The following is a 13,601-nucleotide window of genomic DNA, read 5'->3' as shown; positions in this document are numbered from 1 at the left end:
GCTAGGCGCGTCCGGCCCTGGCCCGGGTGCGGCGGCCCGACTCCAGGATGCCGTTGATGATCTGGGTGTGCCGGCCCTTGAGCGCGGCGACCGGTACCTCGATCTTCCGGTGTTCCTCGTGCTCGCTCTGCCGTTCCTTCACGCTGTCCTTCTCGTGCCAGCGCAGTTCCGGGCCGCCCGCCTCGACGTACGGGATGTCCGGGACGGTCTGGAGCACCACACGCGCGCCGGTGTTCGGATCGGGCAGCTTGATCCAGAAGTGGTCGGGGGCGGCGACACCGGCGCTCACCTTGTAATTGCACACGACCCAGGCCGCCGGGCGGTCGGTGGCGATCCGCAGGCCGTGGGAGGTCACGAAGGCGCGCACCGACTGTTCCATGAACGGCCGGACGTCCCCTTCGGCGGGTGGCCGCACCCTGTCGGGGTCGAAGGCCAGTCCGGCGGCCGTGATGGAGGCCCGCAGCTGGCCCAGTTCGGCCTTGACCGCGGGAGCGAGCTGGTCGAGCTTGCTGTCGTCGACGAAGGGCATGCTGGTCAGGTACTCCCAGCAGTCGCCGTGGGAGATTCCGGTGTCGTCCGTGGCCGCGCGCACCGCCCACTCCCAGCACGCGGCCTGCTCGCGGTCCTTCGGCAGTTTGCGTCCTCTGCCACCCTTGTAGGTGTCCTCGTGCCCGAGCATGCTCACCGCGAGCGGATCGATCTCGCCCTCGGTGCTCTCCTCGTGGCCGCGCTTCGGCGCCCGCTGTACGGGGCCCCGTGCAGCGCGCCCGGATGCCCGGACCGGCGGAGCGACTCCGTGACGGCGTCGTTCCCGGCGCTCTCCTGCAGACCGAGCAGCCGAGCCGTTCCCGGGTCCTGCTCGGCGCGGCGGACGGTTCGCCGTGGTGCCGCGGCGGACTCCCGTTCCTCGTCCCGGTGGTGTGTCCGCACGTCCGTTCCTCTCCGCGCCGGATCCCGTCAGGGCTTGACCTGTCTGTCTGTCGGAGCGCCGACGGGGAGCGGGCAAGGGGCACGATCCGTGCCCGTCGGGGCAGTGTCCGTCGCCCCCGGTGCCGCCCCCACGCCCCTCAACGGTTCACCGAGGCCGGTTCGCCCAGGTCCGAGGCGCTCTCCTCGGCCGGTGCGGGGGCGTGGTAGCCGGTCGCGGCCGTCGGGCCCGCGTTCCCGGCCAGCAGCAGGCAGGCCACGGCGGCGACGGCCGCGGCAAGGGCTCTGGCGTAACGTTCGGCGGTGCGGGAGCGTACGGGCACGGCGTCCTCTGGGGGATGAGGGAGTGTGTCAAGCACGGTTAAGCGCGCTTAATACACCGTTTAACCTAGAGCCGTCCGAGCCGAACGGCAAGAGCCTCATGGGGAGTTGGCAGTGGGGGACCGTGACGACCGAAACGCCATCGGACGCCGGGTGCAGCGGCTGCGGGCCGAGCGCGGGATGACCCAGCGCCAGCTCGCGGAGCCGGCCTACACCCCCGCCTACATCTCCACCCTGGAGGCCGGCCGCGTCCGCCCCTCCGACGAGGCGCTGCGGCACCTCGCCGAGCGGCTCGGCGTCGGCTACGACGAGCTGGCCACCGGACGCCCCGCCCACCTCGCCACCGACCTGCGGCTCAGGCTCACCGAGGCACAGCGCACCCTCGCCACCGAGGGCGCCGAACAGGCCGCCGACCAGTACGCCGGGCTGCTCGCCGAGGCCGAGGCGTACGAACTGGCCGAGGAGCGGGCCGCCGCGCTGCTCGGGCTCGGGGAGTGCGCCGTGGAGACCGGCGAACTGACCGCCGGACGCCAGTACTTCGAGCGGGCCGAACAGTGCCTCGTGGAGGCCGGCGCCCCGCTGCCCGCCCGGGTCCCCGCGCTGCGCGGACGGGCGCTGGCCCACTACCTCGCCGGTGAACTGCGCTACGCCGTCTACCTGCTGGAGTCCACCCTCGACGAGCTGAACCGCGGCGGTCTGCACGACCCCGACGCGCTGCTGCTGCTCTACGCCAGCGCGATCGGCCCGTACATGGACATGGGCGCCCACGCGCGCGCCGCCCAGGCCGCCGAACTCGCCCTCTCCCTCGCCCCCAGCGCCGGTGACCCCGCCCTGGTGGCCCGCATGCACCGCTCCGTCGCCCGCACCCTGCTCGCCGAGGGCCGCCTCGCCGACGCCGACGCCTCGCTCGCCAAGGCGGCCGAGCTGTACCGGACGCTGCAACTGCGCACCGAGCTGGCCAACTGCCACTGGATGCGGGGCTACGTCTGCGCCCAGAACGGTGAACTCCCGCGCGCCGAGGCGGAGATGCGCGAGGCCCTCGACATGCTCTCGGCGACCCGCGCCGCCCTCTACAGCAGCCAGGTCGCCGTCGAACTGGCCGACGTGCTGCACCGGCGCGGCAAGTCCGAGGAGGCCGCGGACCTGCTGCACGGCGTCCTCGACGACCTCTCCTCCGAGCGCGGCGCCGTGCACTCCGCGGGCGCCCACCGGCTGCTCGGCATCATCGCCGAGGACGCCCGGGACACCGAGGCCGCCGAGGAGCACTACGTCCGTGCGCTGAGCCTGCTGGAGCGGGCCGGCGCGGCCGGTGACCTGGCCGACCTGTGCCGGCTCCTCGGCGACCTGCTGCGCCGCACCGGCCGCGTGGAGGCGGCCCTGGACGCGTACCGCACCGGCCTCGGGCACCGCACCGCCCCCGGCACGACCACCCTGGGCCCGGCGCCCGCCCAGCCGCCGCTGTAGCCCCGGCCGGCGCCCTGCCGGGGGATCACACCTGGGCCCGGCCCTGTCGCCGTGCCTCCGTCAGGCGTCCGGTGCCGACCTCGACGGACGTCCGGGTGGCGTCGTCGGCCGGTTCGCCGAGGGTGCCGTTGGTGAGGCTGATCGCGTCGTCGCCGATGCGGACGGCGACGAGGTCCACCGTGAGGACCCCGCCCCGGGGCTCCGCCTCCGGCTCCGCCTCTGTGTCCGTCCCGTCGTCCGCCCCTTCGTCCGGCGCCGCGTCGCCCAGCGTGACCCGCAGGCCCCGGCGGGCGTCCCCCGCGTCCGGCAGCGGCAGTTCGGTGACCCGGACGTCCCGGGTGGTGCCGTGGGCGGCGGCCCGCGCCGCGAAGTGCCCGCACGTCTCCGGCAGCGTCCCGAGCCAGGCCAGCGTCCGTTCCAGGTCGGCGGCGCGGTAGGAGGTGACCCGGTAGTGCAGCTGGGCCCCGCCGTCCGCGTCGTCCAGGGCGGCCGCGGCCCGGGGTGCGGTGGCGGCGTCCGTGCCGAAGAGGTCCTCGGTGTAGAGGACGTCCAGCAGCCGTCGGCAGTCGGACCGTCCGGCGGTGGCCTTGAGCAGCCCGTCGCGCCAGGTCGCGGCACCCCGCGTGGGCTCCCAGGACTCCCCCAGGTCGGCCGCCGTGATCAGGGCCGCCCGCGCCTGCCCCCGGGTGAGCACCGGCGGCAGGCCCGGTGTCGCGAGCGCGGCCGGGGACCGCGCGGCCGGCGGCGCCGTGCCGGCCGGCCCGTCCGTCCCCCGCCCGCCGACGGCACAGGCGGTCGCCGTCAGCGCCAGCACCGCCGCGAGCGCGGCGCCGAGCAGCGGACGGGCGGCGGGGACGGGCGACGGACGGGCGGCGGGGGCGTGCTGCATCGGTGCCTCCTGGCGGGCCGGTGCGACCGGCGCCGTTCAGGATCGGTCACCCCTCCACGGCACCACCGTCCCCGCCGCGCCACCAGCGTGCGCGGCCGTCCGGGTGAGAGCGCCCGGCGACCGCGACCGGCCCGGCTACAGGCCCAGCCACACCGTCGTGTCCGGGCCCAGCCGGCCGTCCTCCAGCGGCGCGCTGCTCAGCAGCACCTCACCGGCGGGCAGGTCCACCGCGGTGCCGGAGAGGTTGGTGACGCAGCGCCAGCCGTCCGAGCGGTCGAACCGCAGCACCCCCGTCGGGACGTCGTCCGACCAGGTCAGCGCCTCGCCGTCGAGCAGCTTGCGGCGCAGCCGCAGGGCCGTGCGGTACAGCTCCAGCGTCGAGCCCGCCACCCCGTCCTGGGCCTGGACGGCGTACGCCGCGAAGCCCGGCGGCTGCGGCAGCCACGCCCCGCCCGCGCCGAAGCCGTACGAGGGCCCCTCCGTCGTCCAGGGCAGCGGCACCCGGCAGCCGTCGCGGCCCTTGCGGACGTGGCCGGTCTGGTCCCAGATCGGGTCCTGGAGGACCTCGGTGGGCAGGTCGGCCACCTCGGGCAGCCCCAGCTCCTCGCCCTGGTAGAGGTACGCCGAGCCGGGCAGCGCCAGCATCAGCAGCGTCGCCGCGCGGGCCCGGCGCAGCCCGGCCGCCGGGTCGACGGCGGGGGCGTGGCCGCCGGACAGCAGCCAGGCGTCGGTGTCCGTGTCCGGCGGCAGGACCAGGCGGGTGGAGTGGCGGACGACGTCGTGGTTGGACAGCACCCAGGTCGCCGAGGCGCCGGCGGCCCGCGCGTCGGCCAGCGAGCCGGTGATGACCTCGCGCAGCTCGGCCGCGTCCCAGCCGGTCTGGAGGTACTCGAAGTTGAAGGCCTGGCCGAGTTCGTCCGGGCGGGCGTACAGCACGCGCCGGGCGCCCGGGACCCAGGCCTCGGCGACGGCCGTGCGGGGCGGGGTGTAGGCGTCGAGGATCTTGCGCCAGTCGCGGTAGACCTCGTGGACGTCGTCGCGGTCGTAGAAGGGGTGGGTGCCCGGCGCGAACTGCGCGAGGGCCGCCTCGCCGCTCAGCTCGGGGGCGCCGAGGTCGCGCAGCGGCTCGGTCAGGTCCTTGACCAGCGCGTGCGCGACGTCGACGCGGAAGCCGTCGACACCCCGGTCGCACCAGAACTTCAGCGTGGTGCGGAAGTCGGCGCGGACCTGCTCGTTCTCCCAGTTCAGGTCGGGTTGCTGGGGGGCGAAGAGGTGCAGGTACCACTGTCCGTCGGGCACCCGCTGCCAGGCGCTGCCGCCGAAGACGGACTGCCAGTCGGTGGGCGGGAGTTCGCCGTGCGCGCCGCGGCCGTCGCGGAAGACGTACCGGTCGCGGGCGGCCGAGCCGGGACCGGCGGCCAGGGCCTCCCGGAACCAGGCGTGGCGGTGCGAGGTGTGGTTGGGGACCAGGTCGACGATCACCTTCAGGCCCAGCCGGTGGGCCTCGGCGGCCATCGCGTCGAAGTCGTCCAGCGTGCCCAGGCGGGGGTCGACGTCGCGGTAGTCGTCGACGTCGTAGCCGCCGTCGGCGAGTTCGGACGGGTAGAAGGGGCTGAGCCAGAGGGCGTCGACGCCGAGGGCGGCCAGGTGGGTCAGGCGCTGGGTGACGCCGCGCAGGTCCCCGAGCCCGTCGCCGTCGGCGTCGGCGAAGCTGCGGGGATAGACCTGGTAGATGACGGCCTGCCGCCACCAGTTGGGGTCCTTGGACGACAGATCGGGGGTGCTGGCGGTGCTGCGTACGGTCACGCGGCCTCCTTCGCGGTACGTGCGGGCGGCACGAACTGATCTGGTACGTCTGTCCAGATCACCCGAAAAGCGAACCCGCGCGCCCGCGACGCGCCGGTGATTACGCCTCCGTGCGCTCGACCGTGCTGAGGTACAGGTCCACGTACCGGGTCACGTCCACGTCCAGGGCCACGTCGACGAGGGGCTGTTCGCGCATGCCGTCGTGCAGTTCGGACTCGCCGACGCGCAGCCGCCGGTCGACGAGGGTCTGGCCGCGGGAAGGGCCGGGGGCCAGGGACACCTCGACGGGCAGCCGGTGGGTGGTCAGGCCCGCCGGGTCGATCACCGCGCAGACCGCGCCCGCGTCGCCGAGGCCGCCGCCGGGGTCCGCGGCGTCGGTGGCGGGGCCGCGGTGGGCGAGCAGCTCCCCGGCGAGCCGGGTGCCGGGCTCGGCGCTCGCGCGCAGCCGCCGTACGTCCGCGCCGGGCACGACCACCCGCTCGAACACGTCAAGGCCGTACATGGTGATCGGCACCCCGGCGGTGAGCAGGATCGCGGCGGCCTCCGGGTCGTGCCACACGTTGAACTCGGCGACCGGCGTCGCGTTCCCGGTGGCCACCGCGCCGCCCATGAACACGATCCGCTCGATGTTGCCGGTGACCTCCGGGTGGGTGCGCAGCAGCAGCGCGATGTTGGTCAGCGGCGCGGTGGGGATCAGGGTGACCGGGCGCGGGGAGGCGAGGATCTCCCGGCGCAGCAGCGTCACCGCGTCCACGTCGGCGGGGGCACGGGTGGGCGCGGGCAGCCCGAGGTCGCCCATGCCGTCGGCCCCGTGCACGTGCCGCGCGGTGCGCACGCCCTCGATCAGCGGCCGCTCGGCACCCCGGGCGACGGGAATCTCCGGAGCACCGGCCCGCTCCAGCACGGTCAGCGTGTTCCGTACGACCCCCGCCACGTCGGTGTTCCCGGCCACGCAGGTGACCGCGCGCAGGTCCAGGCGCGGGTGCCGGACCGCCAGCAGCAGCGCCAGGGCGTCGTCGATGCCGGTGTCGCAGTCGATGATCACCGGAATGGGCTGCTGCTGCTCGGAGACGGTGCTCACGGCCGGGGCTCCTTGTACTTCGCGGGGGACGCCGATGCGGCGACCTTACGCGGACGTGACCGGACCCCCGGCTCGGCGGTGTGCGGGTCCGCTTCGGCTGGAGTGCGGGCTCAGTCGGACGGCCACAGTCCGGGGCCGCGGGCCTCGACCCGTTCGGTGACCCGGCGCAGGAACTCGGCGCCGGGCAGCGGGCCCGGGCGGCGGCCGTCGCGCAGGCGTACGTCGACCAGGTCGCCGTCCTGCGCCTCCCGCGCGCCGATCACCGCCTGGTACGGCACCTTCCGCGCCGCCCGGACCCGGGCGCCGAGGCTGCCGCGCTCCGGGTCGGCGACCTCGGCCCCCAGACCCAGCTCGGCGGCCCGCCGTACGAGGGCGTACGCCGCCTCCCGCTGCGCCGCGGCCACCGGCAGCACCACCAGCTGCACCGGGGCCAGCCACGCCGGGAACGCGCCGCCGTGCGCCTCGATCAGGTGGGCGACCGCTCGTTCCACGCTGCCGATGACGCTGCGGTGCACCATGACCGGACGGTGCCGGGTGCCGTCGGGGGCGGTGTAGCGCAGGCCGAAGCGTTCGGGCTGGTGGAAGTCGATCTGGACGGTCGACAGGGTCGACTCGCGGCCCGCCAGGTCCTCGATCTGCACGTCGATCTTCGGGCCGTAGAAGGCCGCCTCGCCCTCCACCGCCTCGTACGGCAGTCCGTCCAGGGCCTCTTCGAGCAGCGCGGTGGCCCGCCGCCACAGCTCCGGGTCGGCGACGTACTTGCCGCCCGGCCCCGGCAGGGACAGGCGGTAGCGGGCGGCCCGGATGCCGAGGTCGGCGTGGGCGCGGCGGATGAGCCCGAGGGCGGCGCGGGCCTCGTCGGCGGCCTGGTCCGGGGTGCAGAAGATGTGCGCGTCGTTGAGGTGGATGGCCCGCACGCGGGTCAGTCCGCCGAGGACGCCGGACGGCTCGGAGCGGTACATCGCGCCCAGCTCGGCGATGCGCAGGGGCAGTTCGCGGTAGCTGCGGGAGCGGGAGCGGTAGACCAGGGCGTGGTGCGGGCACAGGCTCGGCCGCAGCACGACCTCCTCGGCGCCCAGCTCCATCGGCGGGAACATGTCGTCGCGGTAGTGCTCCCAGTGCCCCGAGATCTCGTACAGCTCGCGTTTGCCGAGGACGGGCGAGTAGACGTGCCGGTAGCCGGCCCGGCGCTCGGCCTCGCGGACGTACTCCTCCAGGGTGTGGCGGACGACCGCGCCGTCGGGCAGCCAGTACGGCAGGCCCGCGCCCATGAGGGGATCGGTGTCGAACAGCGCCAGTTCGCGGCCGAGCCGCCGGTGGTCCTCGTGGTGCATGGTGGTCTCCCTCGGAACGGTCCACAGGACGAGCACCACGCGGCGAAGCCCCGGGGCACTCGCCCCGGGGCTTCGGACTTCTGGTCAGCAGTCAGCGCGCCGGGACGGTCCCCGGCGTCGTCATCGACAACAGGCAGGCGCGCTTCATGAGAGCGACCGTACGGGGGGCCGGGCGCGGGCGCGAGCGGGTTTCGTCCGGACGGAAGCCGCCCCGCACGGTCACCCGCTCGTGTCGCCCGCGTCCTCAGACGTGTCCCGGCCCACCGCTGCCGAAGGCTCCGCTCGACCCAGGCTGCCAGCGGCGCCGTTTCTGGTCGTCGCCGCGGCGGCTGCCCGAGTGGTGCAGCTCGTAGGGCATGAGCCGCGGGCTCCCGTCGCTGTTCAGGGGGATCTCGTCGGGTTCGCGCATCTCCCGCTCCTCGTGGACCGCACCGGTGGCCGGGAGGTGCGGCTGCTCGTCGGCGCGGGGGCGGTCGGGCTCCCGGTCCATGACGCGCATGCCGGTGCGTACGGCCCAGATCAACCCGCCGGCGATCACCAGCCCGATGATGAAGACCACCGTCACCTTGAGCCCGCCCGAAGGCGCGGCCAGCACTACATACGTTGCCGTACTCATGTTCTGATTATGTACCCCCAAATGAGATAAAGCGCCCGATATATCCGCAGGGATGCCCGTGCGGATGCGCCCGCGATTGGGACGGGCCGGTGGCTGGTACCCGGCCGGCACGGGGCGGACCGGCCTCGGGCCGCCGTCCCTCCCGCGCGTCACCGGTGGAAGGAGCAGCCCATGACCGCGCCGTTGACGGCGGACGCCCATGAGTACGGCCTGGTCGGGGACGGGACCGCCGACGACCGCCCGGCCCTGCAGAAGCTGGTGGACGCCCTGGGCGACGCCACCGCCGAGGACGGGCGGCCGCGCACCGTGCGCGTGCCCGCCGGGCGGTACGTGATCCGGAACATGCCGGTGCTCTGGCGCAGCGGCGTCTCGCTGGTCGGCGCCGGACGCGGTGCCACGTGCTTCGCCCTCGCCAATCCGGGCGCCCCCACGCAGCCGGTGCCCCTGGCCTGGTTCACCACCGCGCAGCACGGCGCGGGACGGGACCACCACATCGCGGACGTCACCTTCGCCCACTTCGAGATCGACGGGCTGGGGGTGGCGACCGAGGAGTACGAGGTGCTGGCCAAGGGGCTGGGCCTGCAGTACGTGCTGCGCGGGCGCTTCAGCGACCTGTACATCCACGACACCGCCGCCACCGGCTTCGGGTGCGACTTCCTCCAGGACACGGTGGTGGAGGGGGTCCTGACCGAGCGGTGCGGGCGGCAGGACCCCGGCGAGAAGATGGGCGGCGCGGGCATCGGGATCGGGGTCGGCGGGTGGGGGCCGGTCGAACGGCTGGCGGTGACCGACTGCACCGCGCGCGGCAACGGCACCAACGGCATCTTCCTGGAACTCCAGCAGGAGGAGTGGGTCCCGCCCCGCGGCATCCGCGTCACCGCCTGCCACACCGAGGACAACCGCTACGGCATCTCCGACTGGGGCGCCGACGGCCTCCAGGTCACCGGCTGCACGATGCTCGGCAACCACGTCGCCGGGTTCGACGTGTCGGCGCAGGGCACGACCAGCGTCGGCGGGCGCGGCGGCCTCGTCACCGGGTGCGTGATCGACGGCAACGCGGGGGACGGGATCGCGCTGGGCAACACCCCCGGGCCGTACGGCTTCCACGGCAACCGGGTCGGCAACAACGGCCGGTACGGCTACTGGGAGCACAACCTGGCCGGCGGCGACCAGGAACCCGCCACGGACATCGTCCTGGAGTCCAACGACATTCACGACAACGCGCTGGACGGCATCCGCGTCGACGCCCCGCTGCACGAGCCCGCGATCTTCGGCAACCGGATCCGGGGCAACGGCCGCCGCGCCGCGCCACCGGCGCGAGGGGGCGGCGAGGGCGTCCGGTGCGGGCCGCTGTCGCTGACCGATGAGCGGGCCGACTGGCTTCCGGGCGGCCATCGCGGCAAGGAGCTGACGGTCGGCGGCGACCCCGAAGGGGCCGAGGTCACCGCCGTGGTCGTCGACAACACGGCGACCCGGCTCACCCTCGCCCCGGTGCGCCCGGGAGCCGGCACCGCGTGGCCCGACGGCACCCCCGCGCCCGGCACCGCCTACCGCCTTCCGGACTCCCCGGCCCCGCGCGCCGGTCTCACCGCCGCCGCTGCCGTGACCCACCCGTACGTGCACGGCAACCGCGTCCGGGACGACGGGCACCCTCGCACCCAGATCCACGCCGTGTGGATCGCGCCCGGGGCCGTCTGGACGGGCGGCCGGGTCTCCGGCAACGACTTCAGCGGCAATGGCTCGGCCTCGACCCGCTTCGACTCGGCGCCCAGCGGCGGGCGCTGGCGCGACAACGCGGGGTGAGGCGGCGGCCCGGCCGTCAGGGTGCGCGTAGTGCGTCCACCGCGATCCGGGCCGCGGTGCCGATCACCGCGTCCGCCGCCGGGAGCACGGCCGCCGTGTGGGCGGTGCGGGTGAAGACGGCCACGGCGTAACGGCCGCCGTCGGGGTATTCGACGACGCCGACCTCGTTGCGCAGGGTCGGCAGGCTGCCGGTCTTGCCGGCCACGTGCACGTCGTCGAAGGGGAAGCCCGAGGCCAGGCGGTGCGGCCACACCTGGAGGCCCATGATCCGGCGCATCGCGTCGCCGTACTCGGGCGGACAGACCTCGTCCCGCCACAGGGCGCCGAGCAGGCGGGTCATGTCGCGGGGGGTGCTGTGGTTGGTGCGGGCCGGGTCCAGGGCGCGCAGCCGGGTGATGACGTGCGGGTCGGTCAGCGCCCGGGCACCGGCGGGCCCGGCGTCCTCGCGCATGGTGCCCAGCATCTCGCCGAAGCCGTACACCGCCCGCGTCCGGGTGAGGCCGAGCCGGGCCGTGGTGCGGTTGACGGCGTCCAGACCGACCCGGCGCAGCAGCAGATCGGCGGCGGTGTTGTCGCTGACGGACATCATCAGGTACGCGGCGTCGCGCAGGGACAGCCGGACCGGGTCGAGCATGGCCGCGAGCCCGGTGGGCCCCGGGGTGCGTCCGGCGGGCGGGCACTCGACCTGCTCGGTGAGGTCCAGCTCCCCGGCCGCCGCCAGCGCGTGCAGCGTCACCAGGACGCACAGCTTGTGGACACTCGCCGTGCAGACCGGCTGGTCCGCCCCGGCCCCGACCTGCGCCCCCGAGTCGATGTCCACGGCGTGCAGCCACCCGGTGACCCCCGCGTCGGCGAAGGCCGCGTCCAGCCGGGCGGCGGTGGCGGTGTCGGTCATGACCGGGCCTCCGGTGCCGAGTGGCGTCCCGCGGACCGAACGACCATCACGACGCGCGCACCGGCCCGACCGGGTGCCTCCCGGAGGGCACCGCCGAACGCGGAGGGCATCGGGCGTCGGCGGTGGGTGCCGGTGGGGTGGGTCGGTCGGTGGCCGGGGGGCGCGGTGTGGGTCGTGACCGGGTCTGCGTCCGGTGCCGGGCGGGGGCTCACCGGGCGGTTGGCCGCAGTGCCCGGCGCATCGGTCCGGACGGACCCTGCCCGGAGGGCACCGCCGAACGCGGAGGGCATCGGGCGTCGGCGGTGGGTGCCGGTGGGAGGCGTCGGGTGGGGGTCGAAGGGGGCGGGCTCGGTCACAGCCAGAACTCCGATGCCGGGCGGAGGTGCAGGGGCCGGGCCGGTGTCTCGGCGTGGGCGTCGGCCGTGGTGCGCAGGGCGTGGGTGGCCGCGTCCGCGAAGGCGCCGACGGCGGCGTCGCCGCGCCCCTTGGGCCAGGCCGCGGAGTGCCGCCAGGCGGGCGGCGCCCCGGCCAGCGGACGCCAGACCAGGTCCTGGTCGCCGGGGGCCACGAGCCGGGTGTCGCGGGGCCCGAGGGCGACGGCCCCCGACGAAAGGACCAGACCGCGGACGAAGCTGGCGCCCTGGCCGTGCCGTACCGCGGCGGGCGTGTAGCCGCCCCGGGCGCAGGCGGTGAGCAGGTCGTCGTAGACCGCGGGGGCGTCGGCGCGCGGGAAGAGCACCAGGTCGTACCCGGTGAGGGCGGCGAGCGGCACCTCGTCCAGCTCCGTCTGGGGCGCGCCGCGCGGCAGCAGGACGCCGAGGTCGCGGCGGAGCACCGGGCCCAGCTCCAGGCCGGTGACGTCGCACGGGTGGTGGATGAGACCGACGTCCAGCTCGTGGGCGGCGAACCCGGCGAGCTGCTGGGCGGTGGTCAGCTCGTGCAGCTCCAGTTCGAGGCCCGCGTGCCGACGGCGGAAGTCGGCCAGCAGCGCGGCGACCGTCTCCCCGGAGATGTCCGGGGACAGGGCTGCGCGCAGCAGACCGCTCTCGCCGTCCCGGATGCGGCGCGCGGCGGTCCGCAGCGCCTCGGCGCGGGCCAGCAGCTCACGGGCCTCGGCGAGCAGCAGCGTGCCCGCCTCCGTGATCGTCACCTGGCGGCTGGTGCGCTCGAAGAGCCGGACGCCCAGCTCCTTCTCCAGCCGCTGGATGCGCTGCGACAGGGGCGGCTGGGCCATGCCGAGCCGGGCGGCGGCACGTCCGAAGTGTGACTCTTCTGCAACAGCCACAAAGCACTCCAGGTGCCGCACCAGGTCCACGACCAGTAATCATATCGGTGATTGATCGATCCGACATCCATATCGGTCTTGGACAGGGGTGCGGCGGGGTTGCTCTCCTCGGGCCATGCGCTCCTTCCGTGGCCGTGCCCATGACCGTCGCCCCGCGCCCCGCGCCCGCCGGTGGCCCGGCGTGCTCGCCCTCGCCCTCGCCCCCGTACTCCCCCTGGCCGGCTGCGCCACCGACCCGGACGCCGACACCGGCTCCGGCCGTCCGGCCGCGGCGCCGTCGGCGAGCGGCCCGTCCGCCGGCGGTACGGGCACTCCGGCGCCGGAGGTCCGCGCACGGCTCCGGGTGGACGGTGGCGTCCGCCAGTACCTTCTGCACCGGCCCCCCGCCGTCGACGACGGCCCGAGGCCGCTCCTCATCGCCTTCCACGGCCGCGGTGCCGACGCCGCCGAGCTGCGGGCGAAGACCCGGCTGGAGCGGGCCGCCACCGCGCGCGGCATGCTCGTCGCCTTCCCCGAGGGCCTCGGCCACGGCTGGGGCGCGGGCACCCGGGCGACGAAGCAGCGCCCGGACCCCGGCCTGGACGTGCGGTTCACCGAGGCGCTGATCAAGCACGTGGTCCGCACCGAGCGGGCCGACCCCGACCGGGTCTACGTCGCCGGGTTCTCCAACGGCGGTTCGATGGCCCTGCGGATGGCCGCCGAGCGCCCCGCCCTGCTGGCCGGCGCGGCCTCGGTCTCCGGCCAACTTCCCACGGGGGCCGCCGCGGTGGAGCCCACCGGGCCCGTCCCCGTCATGGTCGTCTACGGCGCCGACGACCCCGTACGGCCGCTCGCGGGCCTGCCCTCCCCGCCGCCGGACCCCGAGGAGCCGATCCTGCCGACCCGGTCGGCCCGGGACAGCGCGGCGGCGTTCGCGGCGGCCGGGGACGCGGGCGAGCCGGTCACCCGGGAGGAGAAGGGCTACGACCGGACGGTGTGGCGGCTCAAGGGCGGTGCGCCCGGCGGCGAGCGGCGGCCCGGTGGCGGCACCGTGCAGCTCCTCGTCGTCGAGGACGCCGGTCACACCTGGCCGGGCTCGACCGTCCCCCCGCCCGAGGGGTTCGGCCCCGTCAGCAAGGCCCTCGACGCCACCGGCACGATCCTCGACTTCCTCACCGGCCCCGGCCGCTGACCGACAAGG

Annotated in this window: 12 protein-coding genes; 3 read left to right on the top strand and 9 right to left on the bottom strand. The window is 75.4% G+C overall.

All coding sequences use genetic code 11. The features are described 5' to 3' along the window. Position 1: 1 nt before the first annotated feature. Complete coding sequence (locus tag ACZ56V_RS14175; protein WP_468942240.1) at positions 2-685, bottom strand: hypothetical protein; 684 nt, start codon at positions 683-685, stop codon at positions 2-4. Positions 686-1,067: 382 nt separating this feature from the next. Beyond that, positions 1,068-1,250 carry a hypothetical protein gene (locus ACZ56V_RS14170; RefSeq protein ID WP_467378844.1) on the bottom strand — a complete coding sequence of 61 codons (183 nt, stop codon included), beginning with the start codon at positions 1,248-1,250 and terminating at the stop codon, positions 1,068-1,070. 112 nt (positions 1,251-1,362) lie between these two features. Here ACZ56V_RS14170 and ACZ56V_RS14165 point away from each other — a divergent pair, with 112 nt between their 5' ends. Next, positions 1,363-2,712 carry a helix-turn-helix domain-containing protein gene (locus ACZ56V_RS14165; protein ID WP_398911555.1) on the top strand — a complete coding sequence of 450 codons (1,350 nt, stop codon included), beginning with the start codon at positions 1,363-1,365 and terminating at the stop codon, positions 2,710-2,712. Positions 2,713-2,737: 25 nt separating this feature from the next. Here ACZ56V_RS14165 and ACZ56V_RS14160 read toward each other — a convergent pair whose 3' ends face one another. The 5 genes from ACZ56V_RS14160 to ACZ56V_RS14140 all read right to left on the bottom strand — a co-directional run bounded on the left by ACZ56V_RS14160 (position 2,738) and on the right by ACZ56V_RS14140 (position 8,438). Beyond that, on the bottom strand, positions 2,738-3,601 hold the full coding sequence (locus ACZ56V_RS14160; protein ID WP_468942236.1) for a hypothetical protein: 864 nt from the start codon (positions 3,599-3,601) through the stop codon (positions 2,738-2,740). Positions 3,602-3,736: 135 nt separating this feature from the next. Next, on the bottom strand, positions 3,737-5,407 hold the full coding sequence (locus tag ACZ56V_RS14155) for a glycoside hydrolase family 13 protein (protein WP_468942234.1): 1,671 nt from the start codon (positions 5,405-5,407) through the stop codon (positions 3,737-3,739). A gap of 100 nt (positions 5,408-5,507) precedes the next feature. Then, positions 5,508-6,488 (bottom strand): nucleoside hydrolase, encoded by a 981-nt coding sequence (locus ACZ56V_RS14150; protein ID WP_398911560.1) that lies wholly within the window; start codon positions 6,486-6,488, stop codon positions 5,508-5,510. A 110-nt stretch (positions 6,489-6,598) separates the two neighbouring features. After that, on the bottom strand, positions 6,599-7,822 hold the full coding sequence (gene thrS / locus ACZ56V_RS14145) for a threonine--tRNA ligase (protein ID WP_468942231.1): 1,224 nt from the start codon (positions 7,820-7,822) through the stop codon (positions 6,599-6,601). A 244-nt stretch (positions 7,823-8,066) separates the two neighbouring features. After that, positions 8,067-8,438 (bottom strand): DUF6479 family protein, encoded by a 372-nt coding sequence (locus tag ACZ56V_RS14140; protein WP_398911562.1) that lies wholly within the window; start codon positions 8,436-8,438, stop codon positions 8,067-8,069. A 171-nt stretch (positions 8,439-8,609) separates the two neighbouring features. Between ACZ56V_RS14140 and ACZ56V_RS14135 the strand changes: the two genes are divergently transcribed. After that, entirely contained in the window at positions 8,610-10,241 is a 1,632-nt protein-coding gene (locus tag ACZ56V_RS14135; RefSeq protein WP_467378854.1) for a right-handed parallel beta-helix repeat-containing protein, read from the top strand. A gap of 16 nt (positions 10,242-10,257) precedes the next feature. Here ACZ56V_RS14135 and ACZ56V_RS14130 read toward each other — a convergent pair whose 3' ends face one another. After that, on the bottom strand, positions 10,258-11,136 hold the full coding sequence (locus ACZ56V_RS14130; protein WP_468942227.1) for a serine hydrolase: 879 nt from the start codon (positions 11,134-11,136) through the stop codon (positions 10,258-10,260). Positions 11,137-11,488: 352 nt separating this feature from the next. Then, positions 11,489-12,421, bottom strand: coding sequence for a LysR family transcriptional regulator (locus tag ACZ56V_RS14125; RefSeq protein ID WP_398911566.1), 933 nt, complete (start codon positions 12,419-12,421; stop codon positions 11,489-11,491). 115 nt (positions 12,422-12,536) lie between these two features. Here ACZ56V_RS14125 and ACZ56V_RS14120 point away from each other — a divergent pair, with 115 nt between their 5' ends. Next, positions 12,537-13,592, top strand: coding sequence for a CE1 family esterase (locus ACZ56V_RS14120; protein ID WP_468942224.1), 1,056 nt, complete (start codon positions 12,537-12,539; stop codon positions 13,590-13,592). Positions 13,593-13,601: the final 9 nt, after the last annotated feature.

The organism is Streptomyces sp. NPDC034099 (assembly GCF_055575415.1).
Note: the sequence above shows the minus strand (reverse complement) of the source record. Positions and strands in the feature narration are given on the sequence as shown.

What these genes read in the sequence shown, in the direction of transcription:
- ACZ56V_RS14160 (WP_468942236.1), bottom strand. Translation starts at nt 3,601, where the DNA reads ATGCAGCACGCCCCCGCCGCCCGTCCGTCGCCCGTCCCCGCCGCCCGT.
- thrS (WP_468942231.1), bottom strand. Translation starts at nt 7,822, where the DNA reads ATGCACCACGAGGACCACCGGCGGCTCGGCCGCGAACTGGCGCTGTTC.
- ACZ56V_RS14140 (WP_398911562.1), bottom strand. Translation starts at nt 8,438, where the DNA reads ATGAGTACGGCAACGTATGTAGTGCTGGCCGCGCCTTCGGGCGGGCTC.
- ACZ56V_RS14135 (WP_467378854.1), top strand. Translation starts at nt 8,610, where the DNA reads ATGACCGCGCCGTTGACGGCGGACGCCCATGAGTACGGCCTGGTCGGG.
- ACZ56V_RS14130 (WP_468942227.1), bottom strand. Translation starts at nt 11,136, where the DNA reads ATGACCGACACCGCCACCGCCGCCCGGCTGGACGCGGCCTTCGCCGAC.
- ACZ56V_RS14120 (WP_468942224.1), top strand. Translation starts at nt 12,537, where the DNA reads ATGCGCTCCTTCCGTGGCCGTGCCCATGACCGTCGCCCCGCGCCCCGC.